The following is a 22,821-nucleotide window of genomic DNA, read 5'->3' as shown; positions in this document are numbered from 1 at the left end:
ATGAGCGCAACCTGCTCACCCAGATCTTCCGCTTCTTTACGCAGGCCGACATCGAGGTACAGGATTGCTACCACGAGAAATACAGCCGCGTGTTCAAGCCGGTCGAGATCAAGATGATGCTGGCCGCCTTCTCCAATATGGAGACGGTCCACATCGCCGCCTATTCGCACCTGCTCGACACCATCGGCATGCCCGAGAGCGAATACGGCATGTTCCTTCAGTATAAGGAAATGAAGGACAAGCACGACTATCTGTCGACCTTCGGCGTCGACACCGACGAGGATATTGCCCGCACGCTGGCAATGTTCGGCGGCTTTACCGAGGGGCTGCAACTGTTCGCGTCGTTCGCGATGCTGATGAACTTCCCGCGCTTCAACAAGATGAAGGGCATGGGCCAGATCGTCAGCTGGAGCGTCCGCGACGAAAGCCTGCACTGCGAGGGTATCATCCAGTTGTTCCACGCCTTTTGCGCCGAACGTGGCTGCCTGACCAAATCGGTCCGCGACGATATCATGGATGCCTGCCAGAAAACGGTTCGGCTGGAGGACGCGTTCATCGACCTGGCCTTTGAACAGGGCCCGGTCCCCGGCATGAGTCCGAAGGAAATCAAGAAGTACATCCGCTATATCGCCGACTGGCGGCTGGGGCAGCTTGGGTTCAAGCCGATATACATGATCGAGGAACACCCGTTGCCGTGGCTTGCCCCGCTGCTCAACGGCGTCGAACACGCCAACTTCTTCGAAACGCGCGCGACCGAATATTCAAAAGGTGCAACGCGCGGCAACTGGGGCGAAGTCTGGGACAGCTTCGACCGTCGCAAAGGCGCCAAGGCTGCTGGAGAAGCGGCGAACGAGGATGTTGGGGCGCGGGTGATGGACATGTTCGGGCAGAGCGTGGCGGCGGAGTAAGCCCTGGCAGGCAAATTTTCGGCCTGCCTGTAATCAGGAATTTCAAGCTTGGACCGTTCCGGTAACCGAGAGCTAATCTCGGCTATGCTATCGGACCGAAATGGATGTCATGCCGGATATTGATGTGGGCCGACCAGTCCGGCCGGAGTGGGTTTCGGCCTTTGCCGCGGTCAATCAATGGCGGGGCGCGTGCATGCATCATTTCTCCACGGTTGAGCTGGCCGTAATCCAAACCCTGCTCACCCTCGCCGCAGCGAAAAGCGGAGAAGCCACAGTAGAACTACGCCATTTGATAGGGCAAAAGTTCGAGGATTTGGCGACTGCGGTCGGAGAGTCGGGGCCGTTCGGAGTACAAGCAAAACGCGTCCGCGAACCGCTGTCATATTATCGTAAGGATCACGAGGAATTCCGCTCAATTCTTTGTCACGGTGTGATCGAGGTAGCGCTCCAGCTGAACGGCAGCTGGTTACTGGGAATCCGCAGCTTGTCGATCAGGAGCCATCAGGCTGAACTTAAGGAACGGACACTTAAGCAGTCGGAAGCAGAGGATAAGCTTGCGGCGCTCAAGCGTGACGGGCAAAAACTGTGCGCGGCCTTAGGACAATTGCGCACAATTTTGATTCTGGCCAGCGCCAATTCCAACGGACACGCAATCCAAAACTGATAGGCATCCCGAAGTTCTTGCCGTTCGCTCCATGACAGCTTTAAAGCGTCCGATATGACCCCATCGGACCGCCCCCGCCGCAGCGTGCTGTACCTCCCCGCCTCCAACCCGAAGGCGATAGCCAAGGCGCGCACCCTCCCGGCCGACGTCATCGTCCTCGACCTGGAGGATTCGGTTGCGCCCGAGGCCAAAGCCTCCGCACGCGACGCTGCCGTTGCTGTCGTCCGCGAAGGTGGCTTTGGCAACCGCGAGGTCGTGATCCGGGTCAATGGCGAGAACACGGCGTGGGGCGCGGACGATCTCGCGGCGGTCGTGTCTTCGGGGGCGGATGCGATATTGGTGCCAAAGGTTTCGGGACCGGCAGACATCGAGTTCTACAACGCGGCGTTGAAGGACGCGCCTCCCACGACCGCGCTTTGGGCGATGATCGAGACCTGCGCCTGTGTGTCCCAGCTCGACGCCATTGCCGCGCGCGCCGGGTCCACGCGGCTGTCGCTGTTCGTCATGGGCGTTAACGATCTCGCCAAGGAAATGCGCGCTCGGTTGACGCCGGAGCGAACGCCGTTCCTGCCCGTGCTGACGCTGGCGGTATGTGCCGCTCGTGCCCACGACATGGCAATCCTCGACGGGGTTTGTAACGAATTTCGCGACATTGACGCTTTCAAGGCGGAGGCCGCGCAGGGGCTTTCGTTCGGATTCGACGGCAAGACGCTGATCCATCCCGACCAGATCGCGCCTTGTAATGCGATATTCTCCCCCAGCGCCGATGAACTGGCATGGGCCGATGCCCTGGTGGCGGCTTTCGCGCTCCCCGAAAATGCCGGCAAAGGCGCGATCCGCGTCGACGGGCAGATGGCGGAACTGCTGCATCTGGAGCAGGCCGAACGCCTACTCGCTGTGGCCGCACGCATTTCAGCGGCCTGACCGGGCGCGGGGCGCGATCGGTCGCCCATTCTCCCCAACTTGTCATAATATCGTGCAAAGGGAGATTTTCGACGCGCTTAGTAGATGTTCGTTGTGATTATCTGCCAGCCGTCCAAGGGTGATCGCCCGTTCCAAAGAGAGTCTCCGTGCAGAACCTGACCCATCTCGAAAGACTGGAGGCCGAGAGCATCCACATCCTGCGCGAAGTCGTTACCGAAGCGGAAAAGCCGGTGATGATGTATAGCGTGGGCAAGGATTCGGCGGTCATGCTGCATCTGGCGCGCAAGGCATTTTATCCGTCGCCGCCGCCATTTCCGCTGCTCCATGTCGATACGACATGGAAGTTCAAGGCGATGTACGAACTGCGTGAAAAGGCGGCGCGCGATGCGGGCATGGAATTGCTGGTTTACCAGAACCCAGAGGCCATCGCGCGCGGCATCAACCCGTTCGACCACGGCGCGCTGCACACCGATATGTGGAAGACCGAGGGGCTGAAGCAGGCGCTCGACAAATATGGTTTCGATGCAGCGTTCGGGGGCGCCCGGCGCGACGAGGAGAAAAGTCGCGCCAAGGAACGCATCTTTTCGTTCCGGTCGGCGAGCCACGGCTGGGACCCCAAAAACCAGCGGCCCGAATTGTGGAATCTGTATAATTCCAAAAAGGCCAAGGGTGAAAGCATCCGGGTGTTCCCGATCTCGAACTGGACCGAACTCGACATCTGGCAATATATCCAGTTGAACAACATTGACATCGTGCCGCTGTATTTTGCCGCGAAACGTCCGACGGTCGAGCGCGACGGCATGCTGTTGATGGTGGACGACGACCGTTTCCCCCTGTTGCCTGGAGAAACCCCGGTCGAACGCTCGATCCGGTTCCGCACGCTCGGCTGTTATCCGTTGACGGGCGCGGTCGAAAGCGAGGCGGCGACGCTCAGCGAAGTCATCCAGGAAATGCTGCTGACCACGACGTCGGAGCGACAGGGCCGTGCCATCGACAAGGATGCGGGTGGTGCCGGCATGGAGAAAAAGAAGCAGGAGGGGTATTTCTGATGGCCGATGCGCTCTCGCAGGACGCCACGCTGCGACCGGCACAGGACCAGGCCAGTGCCTATCAGGTCGACGACCTGATCGCGCAGGATATCGACGCCTATCTCGATGCGCATCAGCACAAGACGATGCTGCGTTTCATCACCTGCGGGTCGGTCGATGATGGCAAGTCGACGCTGATCGGGCGGCTGCTTTACGACAGCAAGATGATCTTCGAGGACCAGTTGGAGGCGCTCGAAGCCGACAGCAAGCGCATGGGCACGCAGGGTCAGGAAATCGACTTTGCGCTGCTCGTCGACGGCCTCGCCGCCGAGCGCGAACAGGGCATCACCATCGACGTCGCCTACCGGTTCTTCACGACCGAAAAGCGCAAGTTCATCGTCGCCGATACGCCGGGGCATGAACAATATACCCGCAACATGGTGACCGGGGCCTCGACCGCCGACCTCGCCGTCATCCTGATCGACGCGCGCAAGGGGATTCTCACGCAGACGCGGCGGCACAGCTATCTGGCGCACCTCATCGGTATCCGGAACATCGTGCTTGCCGTCAACAAGATGGACCTGGTCGGTTACGATCAGGCGATCTATGATACGATCGTCGCCGACTATACCGAATTTGCCGCGGGGATCGGACTGACCGCATTCACGCCGATGCCAATCTCGGGCTTCAAGGGCGACAACATCACTTTACCAAGTGAAAATACGCCGTGGTATACCGGTCCCGCGCTGATGCAGCACCTGGAAACGGTCGAAATCGACCTGACCGTCAACGCGCAAAAGCCGTTCCGCATGCCGGTCCAGTGGGTCAACCGCCCCAACCTCGACTTTCGCGGGTTTTCCGGGCTGATCGCCAGCGGGACCGTGGCGCCGGGTGACAAGGTCCGCGTCCTGCCGTCGGGCAAGACCAGCACGGTGTCGCGGATCGTGACGTTTGACGGTGATCTGGAACAGGCGACTGCGGGCCAGTCGGTAACGATCTGCCTGACCGACGAGATCGACTGTTCGCGCGGCGACGTCATCGCAATTTCGGATGATCCTCCCGAAGTCTCCGATCAATTCGAAGCGACTTTGGTGTGGATGGCGGACGACGAAATGCTGCCCGGCCGACCCTATTGGCTGAAACTCGGTACGCAGGTTGTCAGTGCCAGCATTCAGGCGCCGAAATATCAGGTCAACGTCAATACGATGGAGCATCTGGCCGCCCGGACGCTGGAACTCAACGCCATCGGGGTCGTCAACTTATCGACCGACCGACAGATCGTGTTCGAAGCCTATGCCGACAGTCATGCGCTGGGCGGGTTCATCCTGATCGACAAGATCACCAATGCGACCGTCGCGGCAGGCATGATCAATTTCAGCCTGCGCCGCGCCGATAACGTGCACTGGCAGGCGACCGACGTCACCCGCGAAAACCATGCCGCGCTGAAAAATCAGAAGCCGGTCGTGCTGTGGCTGACAGGCCTGTCGGGCGCGGGCAAGTCGACCATCGCCAACATCGTCGAACGCAAGCTGGAGCGGATGAACCGGCATACCTTCCTGCTGGACGGCGACAATGTGCGCCATGGGCTGAACAAGGATCTGGGCTTTACCGATGCCGACCGGGTGGAGAATATCCGCCGGGTGGGTGAGGTTGCGAAACTGATGACCGATGCCGGGCTGATCGTGATCACCGCGTTCATCTCGCCGTTCCGGGCCGAGCGTGAGATGGTGCGGCAGATGATGGCCCCCGGCGAATTCGTCGAGGTTCATATCGACACGACACTGGCCGACGCCGAGGCGCGCGATGTGAAGGGCCTGTATGCCAAGGCGCGGGCGGGCCAGCTGAAAAACTTCACCGGGATCGACAGTCCGTATGAAGCACCCGAGGCCCCCGAAATCCGCATCGACACCGCCGCCATGACCGCCGAGCAGGCTGCCGACGCGATCATCGCGCGGCTGATACCGTGACCGACGCCGCGCTGGCCGCGCATCTGGCCGAGGTGACGGGGCGCATCCTACTGGCGGTGCGTGACAGCGCGATGTTCTCTGAAAAGGCACTGGGCAAGGCGGGCGACCAGACCGCCAATCAGTTTCTGGTCCATGCGCTGCGCGAACAGCGGCCCGCCGATGGACTGTTGTCGGAGGAGATGAAGTGCGACGGCACGCGGCTTTCCCATAGCCGCGTCTGGATCGTCGATCCTGTCGATGGCACCCGCGAATATGGCGAGGGGCGCAAAGACTGGGCGGTCCATGTCGGCCTGTGCATCGACGGCGTGGCCGAAGTCGGCGCGGTGGCGCTGCCCGCACTCGGCCTGGTGTTGCGAAGCGATCGCCCCGTCGTCATCCCCGCGCCACCGCCCCGCCTGCGCATGGTCGTCAGCCGCACGCGCCCCGCGCCCGAAGCCATCGCGGTGGCCGAACGCCTGGGTGCCGAACTCGTCCCGATGGGGTCGTCGGGGGCAAAGGCGATGGCGATCGTGCGCGGAGAAGCCGACATCTACCTCCATTCGGGTGGCCAGTACGAATGGGACAGCGCGGCCCCGGTCGCGGTCGCGCGCGCGCACGGCCTGCACTGCTCGCGCATCGACGGCGGCCCGATGGTCTATAACAATCAGGATGTTTACCTGCCCGACCTGCTTATCGCGCGACCCGACCATGCCCGGACGGTGCTTGACCTGCTTGCCGATATGGCGATCTAGGGGAGTACAAGGGGGCCGCCGGACACATGCACGCACGCGCACTATCATGGCGGTGGATGATCCTGCTGCTGGTCGTTGCCGCGATGCCGATGCTGGCCGTTACGGTGCCCCAAGCCTCCGACTACCCCAACCACCTGGCGCGTATGCATGTCTTTTCAGAGATCGGCAGAGGGACACCGCTCGACCGATATTTCAGGGTAGACTGGCGCTGGATCGGAAATCTAGGCGTCGACCTGCCGGTCGTGATGCTCGCTCCGCTGTTCGGGGTCGAGACCGCCGCCCGGCTGATTTCGGCGCTGATCGCCCCGCTGACCGTGATCGGCATCGCCATGCTGTCGCGTTCGGTCCATGGCCGCGTCACCGGCAGCGCGCTGCTGGCCCTGCCGTTCGTTTTTGCCCAACCGTTCCTGTTCGGGTTCATCAACTATTGCCTGGCGGTCGCGGTCGCGCTGATCGTCGCGGCGCTTTGGAACACCACCGTGCGCCGGACCCCGCTGCGCCTGGCGGGCTTTGCGATCGCCGCGACATTTGTCTGGACCGCGCACCTGATGGGCTGGGCGATCCTGCTGCTTCTGGTCGCGGGGTCGGAGCTGGCGCAGGTGCGGAGAGCGCGCGACCTGTTGGCACGGGCGTTGGCCGCCACCCCGCTGCTTGCCCCGGTCATTCCCCTGGTCCTGTGGCGCAGCAGCGGCGGCGGCCAGCCGTACTGGCAGGACCCCGCTATCCTGACCTCGAAGTTCATGAATTTCGTCACCGTGCTGAAAGGATTGTGGCTCCCCTTCGACCTTGCGATGACCGCCATCATCGGCCTGCTCGCGATTGTCGCTGTGTTGTCGGCGGGGGGGCGGCGGCTTGAACCGCGCCTTGCCACCGGTGCGGGGCTGCTGCTGGTGGCCGCGCTGTTGCTGCCGACCAAGATTTTCGAAAGCTGGGCCGCCGACCTGCGGCTGACGTCGGTCGCGGTCATGGTCGCCATCACGGCGATCGGCCCCGCCACCTCGCCGCAGCGCGAGAAACTGCTGACCCTGATCGGCGCCGCCCTGTTCGTGACACGGGTAGGCTGGACGACAGTGCAATGGTATCGCGCCGACCGCTTGCTGACCGCGCGCCTGGCGGTGCTGGATGCGGTCCCGGCCGGCAGCCGGGTCGGCTTCCTGTCGGTCGATACCAGTGGCAAGGTGCCCTGGACCCTCACGCCCGACCGCAAGCTGGGCGGCTATGCGGTCACCCGCCGCGACAGTTTCACCAACAGCCTGTTCCAGACGCCGGGTTCCGAAGTGATGGTGTTTCGCCGCCCCCGCGACCGCGCCACCTGGTTCGACGGATCGCAGGACATCACCGACCTGCCGATGCTGAGGACGCGCATTGCCCAAATGCAGGCCGACGATTTCAACGCGATCTGGGTGGCGGGGCTAAAGGATGTCCCGCCCATTCCTGGCTATGCCATTGCCTATGCCAGCGACACCGACACGTTATTCCTCAGGCCGGGGTTCCTCAGGCCGGCCCGCCCAGCAGCGCCACGATAAAAATCACGCCCATCGCCAGCCCGACCATGATGCTGCGCCGGTCGCGGATGGCAAAGGAGACCGGATCGCCCTCCACCTCGCCGCGCCGCGCCATCATCCAGATCCGGTTGATCCAGTACATCAGCGGCAGGCACAACAGCCAAAGCAACTCGGGCGCCGCATAATGTTCGGCGGTCGCGGGGTCGTGCGCGAACAGCGCCAGCACCAGGATCGCGACCATGCCCGAGGACACGCCCGACATCATCACGACGTCGAGGTCGCTGCCGACATAGCCCCGCCCGCTCAGCAGCTTGTCGGGTTCGATGACATCGCGCATTTCGATATAGCGTTTCAGATAGGCCAGGCTGAGGAACAGGAACACCGAGAACAGCAGCAACCAGAAACTCAGCGGCACCCCGACCGCGACCCCGCCGATCCAGATGCGGATCGTGTAGAGCGACGCCAGCACCACCGCATCGCCGACCATCACCGCCTTTAGCCTGAACGAATAGGCGGTTGTGATCGCCATATAGGTTAGCAACCATCCTATCAGCGGCCGCCCGCCTAGCCACCAGCCACCCACCAGCCCGACACCAGCCAGCACCGTCGACAACGCAAGCGCCCGCGGGATCGACAGGTCGCCATGCGCCAGCGGCCGCGTCCATTTGGTCCGGTGCGCGCGGTCCGAATCCACGTCGAGCAAATCATTGACCAGGTAAATCGATGACGCGATCAGCGACATCAGGACTGCTGCAGACACCGCCGTCAGCGCCGTAGCAGCTTCGGTAAAATGTCCCGAAGTGACGGCGGGCACCAACACCAGCGCGTTTTTGGCCCATTGGTGCGGCCGCATCGCCCGTATTGCCACGCGCCAGCCGTCGGGCCTTCCCGCCCCCAGGCGCCTGACGCCGTCGATCAGCGAACCGACCGACCAGCCCGTCCGCGCCGCGCGCCACACCGGCACATCCGCCGCTGAATCGCCGATATAATCGAACGCGCCGTCCGCGCCGACCCGCGCCTGGATGGCAGCCAGCTTGGTTCGTCCTTTCAGGTTGGTCCGTCCCCGGCTCGCCAACACCGGCTCGTCCAGCCCCAGGTACCGGGCGATCCGGGCAATGTTCCGCCAGTGGCTCGCGCTCGCCAATATCACCGGCCTGCCCTCACCCTGCGCCCCCGCGATCAGGTCGAGCACCTCTTGGCGATACGGCAGCCGCGACGCGTCGACGGGATCGCGCCGCGCCGCCATCACCTTTGCAAAGGCCCGCCCGCGCACCAGCCACAGCATCACGGCGATCAGCCCAGCGACCCCCGACTTGGCGATCCTGATGAAACTTTCCAACGAAATGTCGGCGCGTGTCAGCGTCCCGTCGACGTCGACGAACAGCGGGACTGCACGGAATTCCCGCACAGCAATCTCACCCACCATCGCGCACCCCCTTTCGCCACCAGCCCGCGACCATGATGCTGCCCGTCACGATCAGCAGCGGGACCACCGGATCGCGGTAGCGCGTGATGACATAAGCGGTCGCGTGGATAAGCCAGAACCCCGCGATCGTCGCGCCGATCACCCATTTGTCGTGGCGCACGATCGACGGCAACGCGAACGCCAGCCCCCCGGCGACCATAATCACGATAAATTGCGCGACCTCGAACAGCCTTAATGCCGCGACCGCCCTTGAAGCCGCAAAGTCGGCGGCGTCGGGAATATTCGGCTCCCAAAACAGCGCCAGTTTCTTCAGCGCCAGCGCGCCTGCGCGACCCGGGTTAGCAGCGATCCAGCCAACTGCCGCCGTCTCCAGCCGGTCGGCATTGGCAACCTCGCCCAGCCGCATCCGCGTCCCCTCCCAATCATGACCCAGCGGCGTATCGGCGATGCTGACGAAACGCCCGGTCGCCGCCGGATTATTGCCCAGATACAGGTTGAACGGCGCGTTGGTGGTCAGCACCGGTCGCCCGACCATCGCATCGGTCGCGACCAGCCACGGCGCCAGCACCACCAGCGCGCCGCCCATAAAACAAAGCCCCGCCTTGAAACTCACGGAAAACCGCCCGCCGTCCCGCCACAGAACGATCAGCGCGACGCCGACGCCCGCGCACAACAGCAACGCCGACCCCCCGGTGACGAGCGCCGCGCCCCACGCCACCCCGGCCAACACCGCATGGTGTGGCCCGTGACCGCGCACGATATTGACTGCACCCAGCGCCACCGCCAGCAGCAGCGGCGTCGACAGGTTTTCCTTGGCAATCATCGTCGCGTTCCAGACCGCCGGGAACCACAATGCAAACACCGCCGCCGCCAGCAGGCCCGAAAGATGGTTCCCCGAGAGCGTGATCGCCAGCTGATGAACCAGCCAGATGCTTAGGCCCGCAAGTATCATGTTGACCGCCAGCGCGACCGCAACGCCGCTCCCCAGCACAGCGAAAAACGGTGCCAGGACCAGCGGATAACCAGCGCTGTAAAACGCGTGCTGCCCGAAATTATCGACCAGCGTGCCGTGTTCCGCCAGCCCGCGCGCCATCGTGAAATACGAAAGCGGATCGCTTGCCAGCGGTTGTCGAAGGACCAGCGCCGCAACGATCCGCAGCAGGATGCCAAGCGCGACGATGGCCGCCAGCGGCCACGCCGCCGCCCGGTCTCCAGGTCGATCCATCGTCCCGATCAAGCCGACCGAGCGACCACGATGCAGCCGATCGCGATCAGCATCGTCCCCGCAATCCGGCCCGCGCCGATGCTTTCATTCAGGTACAACACCCCCGCCAGAGTCGTCAGGATGAAACCCATGCCGACGAACGGATAGGCCAGCGACAATGGTGCGCGGCCCAGCACGAAAAGCCACAGGCACGCGCCGACGCCGTACAGCCCCAGCCCGACGACCACCATCGGCGACGTCACCAGGCTGCTCATCTCGCCCCCGACCCCCGCCGGCCGCCCGGCCGCCGCGGCATTGACACCGATCTTCAGCGCCAGTTGCGCCAGCGACGACACCGCAACGCTGGCAAGGATCAGGAGAAACAGGCGCAATGTCACGGGGCAATTCCAATATTGATCGTCACACCCGCCATTATCGCTGCCGGGCTCAACATCGGGTTAAACCCTCGGCGCACGGTGGCAAGGGTAAGACGCGAACGGCCTGGCGCACATCTCTTACCAAGCTTTCTCCAGTCACCCCGTCGCAGGCCGGGGCCTATATGCCTATCCGAATAAGCAGTGCCCTGTCCGATACCCGTATAGGCCCCGGCCTGCGCCGGGATGGCGAGCCGCATTGCAGGCATTTGCCCCGCTCTATAGGGAGGGGCGCTTGCGGCTTCTCCTTGCTTGCGTAATGGTTGCTGGCACGGCGCGCGAAGGGGGGGGGTCATTGAAAAAGCTCGATCATTTGCAATCGCTCCGGTTCGTGGCGGCCTCGATGGTCGTGGTCGATCATGCGATCGAAACGATGGTCCGGCGCGGGGCGCTCGACACGGGCTTTCTCCAGTCGGCCTGGTTCTGCGGCTGGGCGGGCGTCACCAGCTTTTTCATGATCAGTGGCCTGATCATGATCCGCACCTCGTGGACGAGCTTTGCCGTGGCGGGGGCGTCAGCCACATTCGCTGTCCGTCGGATCATCCGGGTGGTGCCGCTCTATTGGCTGGCGACCGCACTGTTCGCGCTGGTTGCCGCCTCCAAGGGCCAGTTTTTCACCCTCGAACAAGTCCTGAAATCGCTGCTCTTCATCCCCTATGCGCTGCCCGGATCCGTGCTGATCCGGCCCATCGCCGGACAAGGATGGACGCTCGATTACGAGATGGCCTTTTATGCGCTGTTCGTGCTCTGTTTGTTGTTGCACAGGCGAGCGGGGGTGGCGATGCTGCTGGCGGTCCCGCTGCTGTTTGTGGTCATCGGCACGCTGGCGCGGCCGATGTTCCCCTATCGCGACGCGGCCACCCCGCTGCAGTTCTGGACCGACCCGATTATGCTCGCGTTCAGTATCGGTGTGGCCATCGGCATCTTTGAAATCCGGATGCCGACATGGCACCGGTTCCGCCATTCCGTCGCCGGGTCGCTGGCGATCTATGCGCTGATCTACTGGCTGTGCACGCTGATCGACCCCGGCTACCGGTTGCCCGTCTATGGCGTCGGCTGCGCTGTCGCGGTGCTGTTGTGTACCAGCGCCGATACCGGCGGCAACGGTCCGCTCGGCCGCCTGTTCGTGAGATGCGGGGACGCTTCCTACAGCACCTATTTGTTCCACCCATTCGCGATTATGGCGTTAAGTGTGTTGTGGGGTCACAGTCCGGCGGCGTTACAGTCGCCCATCCTGTTCATCGTGGTCGGCGTGGTCGCCGCCAACGCGCTCGGCATCCTCAGCTATCGCCTGCTTGAGCGCCCGATCGAACACCGCCTGCGCGTGCTAGTTGAAAGCCGCTTTAGCCGGATGCCCGTCGTTCGGTGATGAAACTGGGGTTGTGCTTGTCCGCCAGCGTTCGGGCAAGAGCAACGCGATCTTCGTCACGATCTGGTCCAGAATACCCGATACCCACCAGCCAGAACCAGGATCATCACCGCCTCAACCGCCATCGGCCCGAACGCGGTCGGCGGCGCGCCGTCAATGCCCAGGCTAACCAGGCGACCGCACAGCGCGATCCCGAACAGCATGATCGGCACCAGCAACCAATGGCCGCTCTGTCGCCACGCTCCGAAAATCGCGAGCGCCCCTGCGGTTACGAAAAACGACGTAAAATCGGCGCGCATCGTTGCCAGGCCCTGAATATTGTCAGCCGCGATGAAGAACCGCCCACCGAATGCAGCAGTCTGTGTGAAAAATCCAAGGCCGATGACCAGGTTGAAAACCCCGACCAGACCCACCGCGATCCGCATGAATAGTCGCATGGCCTGCTCCCCTGGCATCAAACGGCCTCGGCAAAACTGTCGGCCCGCGCCCGCGCCCAATTATCGCGGAAATAGGGGAGTTCAGTTTCGCCGCGTACCAATTGCCCATCCTTCAGGAAATGATGAACCTGGTCAAACTGCCGCACTTCAGTCGTGCTGATTCGGTGGACCAGATGGTGCGGCTCCAGCTCGTCGGGGTGGGTCAGTCCCGCCGCCGCCAGCATGTCGGCCAGCGCAGCAACGGTGCGGTCGTGGAAGTGCTGCACGCGTTCGGCCTTGTCGGGAACGAACAGCGCGCGCTGGCGGGTGGGGTCCTGCGTGGCGACGCCCGTCGGACAGCGATTGGTATGACAGCTCATCGACTGGATACAGCCGAGCGCGAACATATAGCCGCGCGCCGCATTGGCCCAGTCGGCGCCGATCGCAAGCACGGTGGCGATGTCGAACGCGCTGACGAGGCGACCCGCCGCGCCCACCCGGATTTTGTCGCGCAGCCCCGCGCCGACCAGCGTATTATGGACGAACAGCAATCCCTCGCGCATCGGCGAGCCGATATGGTCGCTGAATTCGACCGGTGCCGCGCCCGTGCCGCCCTCTCCCCCGTCCACGACGATGAAGTCGGGGACAATGCCGCTCACCAGCATCGCCTTCACGATCGCCATGAACTCATGCGGGTGACCGATGCACAGCTTGAAGCCGACCGGTTTACCGCCCGACAGCGTCCGCAACTGCTGGATAAAGGCCATCATCTCGAGCGGGGTCGAAAAAGCCGAATGCCGTGACGGGGATATGCAATCGACCCCCATGGGCACGCCGCGCGTGTCGGCGATTTCTTTGGTGACTTTTTTAGCCGGGAGGATGCCGCCGTGGCCGGGCTTTGCGCCCTGGCTCAGCTTGATTTCGATCATCCGGACCTGGTCGGTGGTCGCCTGTTCGGCGAACTTGGCTGGGTCGAATCGCCCCTGCGCATCGCGGCAGCCGAAATATCCGCTGGCCACTTCCCAGACGATATCGCCGCCGTTTTCGCGGTGGTAGCGGCTGATGCTCCCCTCGCCTGTGTCGTGATAGAAATTGCCCATCGCCGCACCCTTATTCAGCGCGCGGATGGCGTTGGGCGACAGCGAACCGAAACTCATGGCCGAGATGTTGAAGATGCTCGCTGAATAGGGTTTCGCACACTGGTCGTTGCCGATGGTGATGCGAAACGATTTCGGGTCGGCATCGTCGGCGGGCCGCATCGAATGGGCAATGAATTCATAGTCGTCGGCATAGACGTCGAGGATGGTGCCGAACGGATGGTCCGACGAAACCCCCTTCGACCGCCGATAGACCAGCGAGCGTTGCGCCCGGGAAAACGGGTTGGCCTCATTCTCGTCCTCCAGCAAATACTGGCGGATTTCGGGGCGGACCAATTCAACCATCCAGCGGACATGGCCAATCACCGGATAATTGCGGAGGACCGAATGTTGCGGCTGGAGGAGGTCCCATACGCCGAGCAGCACCAGCAGCCCGGGAATAACGACCAGCATGCGTCCGCCGAAACCGGGCGGTACCATGGCCAGCGCCAGCAGGAACAACGCAAGGCACAGGATCAGCACCGTATATCGGCCAAGCCGCACTTTCACCATTTCGACACCTCGTTCGGCTCCCGCCGTACGCCTTAGAATCGTTCCGGCCGGTTGGCGAGAGAACTGTACGTCGTCCGAGACCCATTTCACCGTTATCGAAAACCCACTAAGGCGACCCCATGACACGTCGCCTGCTGGCCTCCATCCACGACGTCGGACCGAAGTTCGAGGCGCAGATCGATGCGTTGAGCGATCGACTGACCGGCCTGCTGGACGGGACCAGGTTCGCGATGCTGGTCGTTCCCGATCATTGGGACCGGGCGCCGCTGTCGGCATCGCCTGCGTTTGCGGCCAGGCTGCGGCGCTGGGCCGAGGACGGGGTCGAGATGTTTCTGCACGGCTGGCGGCATCGCGACGACGCCCCGGCCAGCGGCTTTGCCCGCCAGCACATGACGGCGGGCGAGGGTGAGTTTTCGGCACTGACACAGGCGCAGGCGGCAACGCTCATCGCCGACGGACGCAAGCTGGTGGAGGACGCCATCGGACGACCTGTTGCGGGGTTCATCGCTCCCGCCTGGCTGTATTCGCCCGGCGCACTGGCCGCCGTCCGGGAGGCGGGATTCGTGCTGGCGGAGGATCATCTGAAAGTCTGGAACCCGGTCGCGGCGAGGACCCTGGCGCGCGGGCCCGTCATCACCTGGGCAAGCCGTAGCCCGGGCCGAATCCGCAGCTCGCTGATGTTTGCAGGGCTGGCGCGGGCCACGCTCGTTGTGCTGCCGACAGTGCGGATTGCGGTGCATCCCGGCGATACGACCGTCCCTGCGCTGCTCGACAGCATCGACGCCACCTTCGCCCGCTTTACCGCCACGCACACGCCCTCGCGCTATGCCGACCTGCTGCGCTGACGATGCGGATCCTGATTTTTCTGCACAGTTTCGAACCCGGCGGGGTTGAGCGCGTGGCCATTCGCCTGTGCAAGGCGTGGGTGGCGGACGGCGCGCACGTGACGCTGATCCTGGGTCGCGGGGACGGGGCGATGCGCGGTGAAGCCGGGTCATTGCTCTTCCAAACGCTGTCGACCGGGCGTTTCCCGACCGCGGCGTGGGAGACCCTGTGGATGATCCTGCGCCTGCCCGGCGTCATCCGGCGCGAGCGGCCCAACGTCCTGTTCTGTGCGGGTAACAGCTATTCGATCGTGTCGGTCGTGATGAAACTTTTTTTGAGACGCGACTGTCCGCCCATTGTCGCAAAGATCAGCAACGATCTGGCGCGGGCCGATTTTCCGCCCGTCGTGCGCGCCCTGTATCGTCGCTGGCTGCGGATTCAGGCGCGTCATATCGACCGGTTCGTGGGAATGGCCCCGCCGACGCGCGACGAGATTGCCGGCGCCATGAATATCGACCCCGCCAGCGTTGCCATCATCGACGATCCCGCGCTGTCAATGGCTGACATCGCACGCTTCGGGGTGCCGCGCGACCAGCGCGTCGCGCGAACCAGGTTCGTCGCCGCCGGTCGGCTGGCGCCGCAAAAGAATTTTCCGCTGTTGCTGCTGGCCTTTGCAAAGATCGCGCGCGATGGCGACCTGCTGACGATCCTGGGCGACGGCCCCGAACGCGGCAAGCTCGCCGAACTTTCGCAATCGCTCGGCATCGCCGGACAAGTTCGCCTTGTTGGCCATGTCACCGACATCGCCCCCGAATTTGCCGAAGCCGAAATTTTCGCACTGTCGTCGGACTATGAGGGCGTCCCGGCGGTCATCGCCGAGGCTATGGCGGCGGGCCTGGCGATCGTCACCACCGACGCCAGTGTGAGCATGGCCGATATGCTGGGTGGCCATGGTGAGATCGTCCCAACCGGCGACCTGGACGCCCTGGCCGCAGCGCTGGACCGCAGCCGCACAGTTCCGGTCGACGGTGCGGCGATGCGACGCCAGGCCGAACGTTTTACCATCGAACGGGCGGCGTCGCGCTACCTCGACGTCTTTGCCGGAACCATCAGTCAATCAGCGCCGCTTACGCCGGATCAGAAAGATGGTTAGTGTGTCCTTCAAAATGTTGGCCGGAATCAGCACAGGCGTGGAACAACCGTGAACCCTTCCGACTCTATCGGCCAGGCAACGGCTGAAAATTGGCCCGGTGATCCGACTCCGCTGAAGGCGCGTGGAACACTGCTGGTGCGCTGGATCGCTCCGGCTATTTCGTTCGCCATCCTGATTGCGGTCCTGTTCGCCTTGCGCAACATCAAATGGGCCGACATCCGCGACGCGGTGCCTGAATCACCGGTCTTCTGGATCGTTTTCGCCATTTATTATTTTACGCCGGTCGCGCTCGATTGGGCGATCTTTCGCTATCTCTGGGGTATCCCCGCCTCGGGCTTCATCGCGCTGCTGCGCAAGCTGGTGAGCAACGACCTGTTGTTCGGCTATATCGGTGAAGCCTATTTCTACAGCTGGGCGCGCAAGAAGCTGGACATGGTGGCATCGCCCTTCGGTGCGGTGAAGGACACCGCGATCCTGTCGGCGCTGGCGGGCAACGTTGCCACCCTGGTCATGATGGCCTTTGCTTATCCGCTGGTCCAGCAACTGCAATTCCACATCATCAGCGAACGCCTGCGGGTTTCGGAAACGATGCTGTGGGTGTCGGTCTTCATGGTCGTTGGCATCCCGACGCTCGCAATCCTGTTCGGCAACCGGCTGTTCAGCCTGACCCGGCAGCAATTGTTCGTAGTCGGGACGTTGCAGATGACGCGCGTCGTCGCGACTACCGGGCTTGCTGCACTCGCCTGGAGCCTTGCGCTTCCTCAGGTGGGGTTCAGCGAATGGATCATATTGGCTACAATACGGCTGATCATCTCACGACTGCCGTTCGTGTCGCAAAAGGATATCGTCTTTGCTGGAATTGCCATTCTGACCGTTGGCCGCGATTTTGAAATCGCCGCTTTGATCACGTTCTGGGCGGCCATTCAGTTCATGACGCATGTATTTTTCGGCGGCGTGCTGGGCGTTGGTTATTTTGTGAACATGAGAGGTAAGAAGTGAAAAAATTCGCGATGGTCCTGTTTTCGCTCACCGTGCCCCTGGCAGCGCATGCCGGCGTTGCGCCGTCGCCGCTACTGGGTACTGCCGAGGGACGTTGTCGGCCGAATGAAACGGGACCCGCATTCCTGCTGACCATCGCCGGGCTGAAGGATCGCAAGGGCCTGATTAAAGTCGAAATGTATCCCGCCGATGACGCGGATTTTCTGAGCGACGACAATGTCCTGGTCAATGCCGGCAAGACGTTTCGACGGGTGGAAGTGCCGCTGCCCCAGACAGGGCCCGTGACACTTTGCATCCGCGCGCCGCGCGCGGGGGCTTACGGCTTGTCGCTGCTGCACGACCGGGATAGCAATCGCAAGCTCGGGTTATCGGTCGATGGCATCGGTTTACCCGGCAATCCGGCGACGCTGGGCCCATCCAAGCCGCGTATTGCCATGGGCCGCGCCATCGTGGGTAATGGGCCGACCCCGCTGACAATCCGCATGATGTATCGTCGTGGGCTGTTTTCGTTCGGGCCGCTGAAGTAATCGATGCGGATCGTCGACGTCTGCGCGTTTTATTCTCCCGATGGCGGCGGCGTGAAGACCTATATCGACCGCAAGATGGCGGCAGGTCCAGCGGCGGGGCACGAGATTGTCATCGTCGCCCCGGGCGAGACGACACGGGTCGAGGAACGCGGTCCTGGCGCGCGGATCGTCTATCTGGAACAGCCGCGCTTTCCGCTCGACCGCAAATACCATTATTTTCGTGACGAAAACGCACTGCACGCGACCCTTGATGCGCTGCAACCCGATATTGTCGAGGCATCGTCGCCGTGGCGCAGTGCGCGACTGGTCGGCGAATGGCGTGGTGCCGCCCCCCGCGTGCTGATCATGCACGCCGATCCGCTGTCGGCCTATGCCTATCGATGGTTCGGCAAAGTGGCCTCGCGTGACACCATCGACCGCCAGTTCGGCTGGTTCTGGCGGCATCTGCTCCGGCTCGACAAACAGTTCATCGCGACTGTCACGGCAGGGCAAAGCCTGACCGACCGTCTGATCGAGGGGGGCATGACCAATGTCATCACCAACCCGATGGGGGTGGCCGATCCGATATTTTCGCCCACCCACCGCGACGAGGGGTTGCGCGCGCGCCTGCTGGAACGGTGCGCGCTGCCCGACACCGCGACACTGCTGATTGCGGCGGGTCGCCATGCCCCCGAAAAGCGCTGGCCGATGGTGATCGAGGCGGTGACGGCGGCGGGGGCCAATGCGCCGGTCGGACTGGTGCTGGCGGGCGATGGCCGCGACCGGGCCAAGATCGTACGGGCGGCCGCCGACAATCCGCACATCCATCTGGCGTCGTCGATCACCGACCGGCTTGAACTGGCGCGCCTGTTTGCCAGCGGCGATGCATTGATCCACGGCTGTGAGGCGGAGACATTCTGCATGGTGGCGAGCGAAGCGCGGGCGTCCGGACTGTATCTCATCGGGCCAGACGGCGGCGGCGCTGCCGACCAGGCGCGTGAATCGGGAGGGCTGACCTATGTATCGGGCGACCCCGCGTCTGCCACCGAGGCGATCACCGCCTTCCTGGGTTCGGACAGGGCCGCGCTGCACCGAACTGCCGTCGCAAATGCTGTCCACGTGCGCACAATGGACAGTCATTTTAAAGACCTATTCCAATACTATGAAGCGCTGGTGGGTTCGATTCGTCGGGCTGCTTGAGCGTTCGTGACGGAATGGGGGTTCGCGTATGACGGTTTCGGTTTCCGGTGTTGCGCAGGCCGGGGCGATGGTTCAGCGCCCCCCGTTTTTGGTCAATGCAAAATCCTCCGCAAAGGTTCGTGACTGTCAGTGTGCCAGTATCGCGGCCCGCGTTCTGCTGTGGGCTACGCGACACGGCTGACGCTGGCTGGTCGCCACTGGACCGCACAGGAAACACCCGCCAGACAGGGTGACATGAAAACGCCACTGATCGGCGCCGTCGAACTCGGCGGCACGAAAATCAACGTCGGCATAGGGACCGGCCCGGGCGAGCTCGTCGCCACGGCCCGGATCGCGACCACGACACCCGAACAATCGCTGGGTACGGTCATCGACTTCTTCCGCGCCAATCCGCCCGTCGCCGCGGTCGGCATCGGTTCGTTCGGGCCGGTGTGCCTCGATCCTGGCTCGCCCGCATGGGGCAGTATCACCAGCACCCCGAAGCCCGGTTGGGCGCACGTCCCCGTCGCCAGGACCATCGGCGAGGCTCTGGGCGTTCGGGTCGCGTTCGATACCGATGTCGATGTCGCCGCGCTGGCCGAATATCGCTGGGGCGCGTTGGCGGGCTGCCGGACGGGACTTTACCTGACGGTGGGAACCGGGATCGGCGGCGGCGTCGTCATCGATGGTCGTCCACACCACGGCATGATCCATCCCGAATTCGGCCATATCCGCGTCGCCCGGACGCCGGGCGACGATTTTCCCGGCATCTGCCCGTTTCACGGCGACTGTCTGGAAGGGCTGGCGAGCGGACCGGCGATTGCGGCGCGGCTCGGGGCGTCGCTGAGCGAGGGCGACCTGGACGATCCCCGGCGAGCATTTATCTACGACGCATTGGGACAGGCGCTTGCCAATTTCCTGCTGACCCTGTCGCCGCATCGGATCGTCATCGGCGGCGGGGTTGCAAAGGCTCCGGGCTTCCACGCCATGGTGCACGCCAGCATGAACCGGTGGATCAACGGCTATCTTCAGGCTCCGCAACTGGACGCCGACGACTATATCGTGCCACCAATGCTGGGCGACGATGCGGGAGTGCTGGGTGCGATCGCGCTGGCGCTCGACTTGCCTGACTGATCACGATTTTGGGGGTTCCTACGATGTTCGGCAAGAGTGACAAGACTATGCCCCGCAGCCCGGCGGGCAAAGGCCTAAGCTTCATCGGTTCCGACGTCATCATCACCGGTAACATCGGTGGTCACGGTCACTTGCACATCGACGGTCGGGTCGATGGCGATGTCGTGTGCGCGGCGCTGACCCTGGGGGCGGACGGCGTGGTGGCGGGCAATGTCAGCGCCGACGATGCCACCATCGCCGGGACGATCGACGGCACCATCGCCGCAAAAGCCCTGACCATCGAGGGCACCGCCCGGATCAACGGCGACCTGAGCTACGATTCGGTCAGCATCGCGACGGGCGCGATCGTCGAGGGCCGGGTCAAGCGGTTGAGCCGCGAGGACAGCGGCAGCGCGCTGAAGCTGATCGCCAGCGACTAGGTCAGGCGTTATCCTTGGCTTTGCGCACAATGCGAAAGGCATCGGCGGCATCGACCGCCCCGGCCGCGATTGCCAGCGTCGGCGCACGAAGGAAGGGGTTGGTCGCCCGCTCCTCGCCGATCGTCGTCGGGACGGTGGGTTCGCCCGCGGCGATCTTTGCCCGCAGCCCGATCGCGCGGCGGGCCAGCGCCGGTCCCGGATCGACACCCAGCGCGAACGTCAGGTTGCTCGCGGTATATTCGTGCGCGCAATAGACCAGCGTCGCCTCAGGCAGCGCAACCAGCCGGTCGAGGCTGGCGGCAAACTGGTCGGGCGTGCCTTCGAACATGCGTCCACAGCCAAGCGTGAACAAGGTATCACCGACAAAGACGATACCCGATTCCGTATCGTATAGGCTGATATGACCAAGGGTATGGCCACCGGTATCGATGACGCGCAGCCGCGTTTCGCCCAGTTCGATGACGTCTCCGTCTGCAACGATGCGATCGATCGGCGAAATTCTTTCGACCTCGCGCGGTGCCACGATCGTCGCGCCATACTGGTTCTGCAAGGCTCGATTGCCCCCGGCATGGTCGGGATGCCAGTGCGTATTCATGATCATGTCGAGGCCCCAGCCCAACCGCTTCAATTCGGCCCCATACGTTGCCGCATCGGGCGTATCGATGGCCGCCACTTTGCCACTCGCCGCGTCGCGGACGAGGTATCCATAATTGTCGGAAAGACAGGCGAACTGCCGGACTTCGAGCGTCATGATATCCCTTGTCTCTCAACCACCATCGTCGCAGTGATATAGTTGCTGGCACCGCCTTATGACAGGCCCGCCTTTTCAAATCGGCTGGATCGTTCCATGGACCAGCAAGGAAACTGGCCGGGACGATGCGATGAACGACGCTGCCACAGACGATGCCGAAAATGGTGCCATCCTGGTCGAGACGGCCGACGGGATCGCGACGATCACGCTGAACAGGCCCGAGCGCATGAATTCGCTGTCGCCTGCGATGCTCAGGGCGCTGCCGGTGGCAATCTCGCAGGCCGTCGATACAGGGGCGCGCGTCATCGTGATCACCGGGTCGGGTCGCGGATTCTGTGCCGGGGCCAACCTCGGCGCGGGCAGGCATGCGCTGTCGGACCTCGGGACCGCCATCGAGACGCTGTATAACCCGCTCGCCCTCAGTCTCGCCAACAGTCCGGTGCCGATCGTAACGGCGGTCAACGGTGCCGCTGCCGGCGCGGGGGTCGGGCTGGCGCTGGGCGGCGACATTATCGTGGCGGCGCGCTCGGCGTATTTCCTGCTGGCTTTCGTCAACATCGGGCTGGTGCCCGACGCGGGATCGAGCTGGCTGGTCGCCAAGGCGGTCGGCCGCGTGAAGGCGCTCGAAATGGCGCTGCTGGGCGAACGGCTGTCGGCCGACGATGCCCTGTCCTGCGGGCTGGTTACGCGCGTTGTCGACGATGCCGACCTGCTGCCCGCGGCCATGGCGATCGCGCACAAGCTGGCCGCGCTGCCGCCGCTGGCGCTCGGCATGATCCGCAGGCAGATCGGCGCGGCCCTCGACGAACCATTTGCTGCCACACTCGATATCGAACGCGACAACCAGCGCCGCGCTGGGCACACCGCCGATCATGCCGAAGGTGTTGCGGCCTTTCGCGAAAAGCGTGCCGCGTGCTTCAACGGGTCGTGACGATCGCGCCGGACAACAGGATGAACAGGGTGCTGAAATCATGAGAGAAGCCGTTATCTGCGAACCCGTACGAACTCCGGTCGGACGTTTCGGCGGCATTTTCCGTGATAAGAGCGCGGTGGATCTGGCAGTCGCCGTCGTCGCGGGCCTGGTCGAACGCACGGGATTGCCCGGCACGGCGGTCGAGGATGTAATCTTCGCGCAATGTTATCCGACGATGGAGGCGCCCGCATTGGGCCGGGTGGTCGCGCTCGACGCGGGTTTGCCCATAGAAACGCCCGGTCTCCAGATCGACCGGCGTTGCGGGTCGGGACTGCAGGCCGTGATCTATGCCAGCATGCAGGTCGCAACTGGGGGTGCCGACCTGGTCATCGCTGGCGGTGCCGAATCGATGAGCAATGCTGCGTTCTTCAGCCACCAGCCACGCTGGGGCGTCAGCGGCGAGGCCATCATTCTCCACGATTCGCTGGTGCGCGGACGCGTCACCGCGGGGGGCAGGAATTATCCGGTGCCGGGCGGGATGATCGATACCGCCGAAAACCTGCGCCGTGACTACAACTTGTCGCGCGAAGAACAGGATGGCTATGCCGTGGAATCGCATCGTCGCGCCGTCGCCGCACAGCAAGCGGGCCGGTTCGATGACGAGATCATTCCGGTCGCCGTGTGGAATCGCAAGAGCGGCGATGCCATGATCAGCAA

At 63.5% G+C, this 22,821-nt stretch carries 22 protein-coding genes and 1 pseudogene; 17 read left to right on the top strand and 6 right to left on the bottom strand.

From position 1 onward, the window contains the following. The 7 genes from Q0R02_RS08645 to Q0R02_RS08615 all read left to right on the top strand — a co-directional run. Nucleotides 1-908 (top strand): ribonucleotide-diphosphate reductase subunit beta (locus Q0R02_RS08645; protein WP_293882438.1); only part of this gene is annotated, 908 nt, incomplete at its 5' end. 100 nt (nucleotides 909-1,008) lie between these two features. Then, entirely contained in the window at nucleotides 1,009-1,572 is a 564-nt protein-coding gene (locus Q0R02_RS08640; protein ID WP_293882437.1) for a hypothetical protein, read from the top strand. A 54-nt stretch (nucleotides 1,573-1,626) separates the two neighbouring features. Beyond that, complete coding sequence (locus tag Q0R02_RS08635) at nucleotides 1,627-2,496, top strand: CoA ester lyase (RefSeq protein ID WP_293882436.1); 870 nt, start codon at nucleotides 1,627-1,629, stop codon at nucleotides 2,494-2,496. A gap of 146 nt (nucleotides 2,497-2,642) precedes the next feature. Then, nucleotides 2,643-3,545, top strand: a complete 903-nt coding sequence (gene cysD, locus Q0R02_RS08630) for a sulfate adenylyltransferase subunit CysD (RefSeq protein WP_293882434.1) — start codon at nucleotides 2,643-2,645, stop codon at nucleotides 3,543-3,545. Next, nucleotides 3,545-5,491 (top strand): sulfate adenylyltransferase subunit CysN, encoded by a 1,947-nt coding sequence (gene cysN, locus Q0R02_RS08625; protein ID WP_293882432.1) that lies wholly within the window; start codon nucleotides 3,545-3,547, stop codon nucleotides 5,489-5,491. The genes cysD and cysN overlap by 1 nt, the downstream gene beginning before the upstream one ends. Next, nucleotides 5,488-6,222, top strand: coding sequence for a 3'(2'),5'-bisphosphate nucleotidase CysQ (locus tag Q0R02_RS08620; protein WP_293882430.1), 735 nt, complete (start codon nucleotides 5,488-5,490; stop codon nucleotides 6,220-6,222). The genes cysN and Q0R02_RS08620 overlap by 4 nt, the downstream gene beginning before the upstream one ends. 26 nt (nucleotides 6,223-6,248) lie before the next feature. After that, a complete protein-coding gene (locus Q0R02_RS08615) occupies nucleotides 6,249-7,748 on the top strand; it encodes a hypothetical protein (RefSeq protein ID WP_293882428.1) in 1,500 nt (499 codons plus the stop codon). Here the strand turns inward: Q0R02_RS08615 and Q0R02_RS08610 are convergent. From Q0R02_RS08610 to Q0R02_RS08600, 3 genes are read right to left on the bottom strand one after another with little or no spacing between them, the layout of a single operon-like run. Then, nucleotides 7,717-9,153 carry a UbiA family prenyltransferase gene (locus Q0R02_RS08610; protein WP_293882426.1) on the bottom strand — a complete coding sequence of 479 codons (1,437 nt, stop codon included), beginning with the start codon at nucleotides 9,151-9,153 and terminating at the stop codon, nucleotides 7,717-7,719. The genes Q0R02_RS08615 and Q0R02_RS08610 overlap by 32 nt on opposite strands. Continuing rightward, complete coding sequence (locus Q0R02_RS08605) at nucleotides 9,143-10,378, bottom strand: hypothetical protein (protein ID WP_293882424.1); 1,236 nt, start codon at nucleotides 10,376-10,378, stop codon at nucleotides 9,143-9,145. Before Q0R02_RS08605 ends, Q0R02_RS08610 begins: the two co-directional genes overlap by 11 nt. 8 nt (nucleotides 10,379-10,386) lie before the next feature. Then, nucleotides 10,387-10,755: a hypothetical protein gene (locus Q0R02_RS08600; RefSeq protein WP_293882423.1), complete on the bottom strand. Its 369-nt coding sequence runs from the start codon at nucleotides 10,753-10,755 to the stop codon at nucleotides 10,387-10,389. 271 nt (nucleotides 10,756-11,026) lie between these two features. On the opposite strand from Q0R02_RS08600, the gene Q0R02_RS08595 reads away from it, so the two are divergent. Beyond that, the gene (locus Q0R02_RS08595) at nucleotides 11,027-12,160 is read left to right on the top strand and encodes an acyltransferase (RefSeq protein WP_293882422.1); all 1,134 of its coding nucleotides are present in this window, start codon (nucleotides 11,027-11,029) and stop codon (nucleotides 12,158-12,160) included. A 56-nt stretch (nucleotides 12,161-12,216) separates the two neighbouring features. Here the strand turns inward: Q0R02_RS08595 and Q0R02_RS08590 are convergent, their stop codons facing one another. Next, on the bottom strand, nucleotides 12,217-12,597 hold the full coding sequence (locus Q0R02_RS08590) for a hypothetical protein (protein WP_293882420.1): 381 nt from the start codon (nucleotides 12,595-12,597) through the stop codon (nucleotides 12,217-12,219). A 17-nt stretch (nucleotides 12,598-12,614) separates the two neighbouring features. Continuing rightward, nucleotides 12,615-14,225 carry an FMN-binding glutamate synthase family protein gene (locus tag Q0R02_RS08585; protein ID WP_293882418.1) on the bottom strand — a complete coding sequence of 537 codons (1,611 nt, stop codon included), beginning with the start codon at nucleotides 14,223-14,225 and terminating at the stop codon, nucleotides 12,615-12,617. Nucleotides 14,226-14,344: 119 nt separating this feature from the next. Between Q0R02_RS08585 and Q0R02_RS08580 the strand changes: the two genes are divergently transcribed. The 7 genes from Q0R02_RS08580 to Q0R02_RS08550 all read left to right on the top strand — a co-directional run bounded on the left by Q0R02_RS08580 (nucleotide 14,345) and on the right by Q0R02_RS08550 (nucleotide 20,440). After that, entirely contained in the window at nucleotides 14,345-15,070 is a 726-nt protein-coding gene (locus tag Q0R02_RS08580) for a polysaccharide deacetylase family protein (RefSeq protein WP_293882416.1), read from the top strand. A 2-nt stretch (nucleotides 15,071-15,072) separates the two neighbouring features. Then, nucleotides 15,073-16,203 carry a glycosyltransferase gene (locus tag Q0R02_RS08575; RefSeq protein WP_293882414.1) on the top strand — a complete coding sequence of 377 codons (1,131 nt, stop codon included), beginning with the start codon at nucleotides 15,073-15,075 and terminating at the stop codon, nucleotides 16,201-16,203. A gap of 48 nt (nucleotides 16,204-16,251) precedes the next feature. Further along, a complete protein-coding gene (locus Q0R02_RS08570; protein ID WP_293882413.1) occupies nucleotides 16,252-17,202 on the top strand; it encodes a hypothetical protein in 951 nt (316 codons plus the stop codon). Nucleotides 17,203-17,213: 11 nt separating this feature from the next. Then, a complete protein-coding gene (locus tag Q0R02_RS08565; protein ID WP_293882440.1) occupies nucleotides 17,214-17,729 on the top strand; it encodes a DUF2141 domain-containing protein in 516 nt (171 codons plus the stop codon). A 3-nt stretch (nucleotides 17,730-17,732) separates the two neighbouring features. Next, the gene (locus tag Q0R02_RS08560; protein WP_293882411.1) at nucleotides 17,733-18,908 is read left to right on the top strand and encodes a glycosyltransferase; all 1,176 of its coding nucleotides are present in this window, start codon (nucleotides 17,733-17,735) and stop codon (nucleotides 18,906-18,908) included. 159 nt (nucleotides 18,909-19,067) lie between these two features. Continuing rightward, nucleotides 19,068-20,021, top strand: coding sequence for an ROK family protein (locus Q0R02_RS08555; RefSeq protein WP_293882410.1), 954 nt, complete (start codon nucleotides 19,068-19,070; stop codon nucleotides 20,019-20,021). A gap of 23 nt (nucleotides 20,022-20,044) precedes the next feature. Then, nucleotides 20,045-20,440, top strand: coding sequence for a polymer-forming cytoskeletal protein (locus Q0R02_RS08550; RefSeq protein WP_293882408.1), 396 nt, complete (start codon nucleotides 20,045-20,047; stop codon nucleotides 20,438-20,440). A 1-nt stretch (nucleotide 20,441) separates the two neighbouring features. On the opposite strand, the gene gloB is transcribed toward Q0R02_RS08550, so the two are convergent. Then, nucleotides 20,442-21,191, bottom strand: coding sequence for a hydroxyacylglutathione hydrolase (gene gloB / locus Q0R02_RS08545; RefSeq protein ID WP_293882407.1), 750 nt, complete (start codon nucleotides 21,189-21,191; stop codon nucleotides 20,442-20,444). A gap of 130 nt (nucleotides 21,192-21,321) precedes the next feature. Here gloB and Q0R02_RS08540 point away from each other — a divergent pair, with 130 nt between their 5' ends. Both Q0R02_RS08540 and Q0R02_RS08535 read left to right on the top strand, forming a co-directional pair. Further along, nucleotides 21,322-22,122, top strand: a complete 801-nt coding sequence (locus tag Q0R02_RS08540; RefSeq protein WP_293882406.1) for an enoyl-CoA hydratase-related protein — start codon at nucleotides 21,322-21,324, stop codon at nucleotides 22,120-22,122. 40 nt (nucleotides 22,123-22,162) lie between these two features. Next, a pseudogene (locus Q0R02_RS08535) lies at nucleotides 22,163-22,821 on the top strand (acetyl-CoA C-acyltransferase); the annotation flags it as partial.

It is taken from the genome of Sphingomonas sp. (assembly GCF_025353885.1).
Classification (GTDB): domain Bacteria; phylum Pseudomonadota; class Alphaproteobacteria; order Sphingomonadales; family Sphingomonadaceae; genus Sphingomonas_O.
The sequence above is the reverse complement of the archived record's forward strand: the minus strand, read 5'-3'. Positions and strand labels throughout refer to the sequence as shown.

Coding starts and splice junctions, on each gene's coding strand:
- Q0R02_RS08615 (WP_293882428.1), top strand. CDS start 6,249: ATGCACGCACGCGCACTATCATGGCGGTGGATGATCCTGCTGCTGGTC.
- gloB (WP_293882407.1), bottom strand. CDS start 21,191: ATGACGCTCGAAGTCCGGCAGTTCGCCTGTCTTTCCGACAATTATGGA.
- Q0R02_RS08540 (WP_293882406.1), top strand. CDS start 21,322: ATGAACGACGCTGCCACAGACGATGCCGAAAATGGTGCCATCCTGGTC.
- Q0R02_RS08575 (WP_293882414.1), top strand. CDS start 15,073: ATGCGGATCCTGATTTTTCTGCACAGTTTCGAACCCGGCGGGGTTGAG.
- Q0R02_RS08565 (WP_293882440.1), top strand. CDS start 17,214: ATGGTCCTGTTTTCGCTCACCGTGCCCCTGGCAGCGCATGCCGGCGTT.
- Q0R02_RS08560 (WP_293882411.1), top strand. CDS start 17,733: ATGCGGATCGTCGACGTCTGCGCGTTTTATTCTCCCGATGGCGGCGGC.
- Q0R02_RS08590 (WP_293882420.1), bottom strand. CDS start 12,597: ATGCGACTATTCATGCGGATCGCGGTGGGTCTGGTCGGGGTTTTCAAC.
- cysN (WP_293882432.1), top strand. CDS start 3,545: ATGGCCGATGCGCTCTCGCAGGACGCCACGCTGCGACCGGCACAGGAC.
- Q0R02_RS08580 (WP_293882416.1), top strand. CDS start 14,345: ATGACACGTCGCCTGCTGGCCTCCATCCACGACGTCGGACCGAAGTTC.
- Q0R02_RS08640 (WP_293882437.1), top strand. CDS start 1,009: ATGGATGTCATGCCGGATATTGATGTGGGCCGACCAGTCCGGCCGGAG.
- Q0R02_RS08610 (WP_293882426.1), bottom strand. CDS start 9,153: ATGGTGGGTGAGATTGCTGTGCGGGAATTCCGTGCAGTCCCGCTGTTC.
- Q0R02_RS08585 (WP_293882418.1), bottom strand. CDS start 14,225: ATGGTGAAAGTGCGGCTTGGCCGATATACGGTGCTGATCCTGTGCCTT.
- Q0R02_RS08605 (WP_293882424.1), bottom strand. CDS start 10,378: ATGGATCGACCTGGAGACCGGGCGGCGGCGTGGCCGCTGGCGGCCATC.
- Q0R02_RS08635 (WP_293882436.1), top strand. CDS start 1,627: ATGACCCCATCGGACCGCCCCCGCCGCAGCGTGCTGTACCTCCCCGCC.
- Q0R02_RS08550 (WP_293882408.1), top strand. CDS start 20,045: ATGTTCGGCAAGAGTGACAAGACTATGCCCCGCAGCCCGGCGGGCAAA.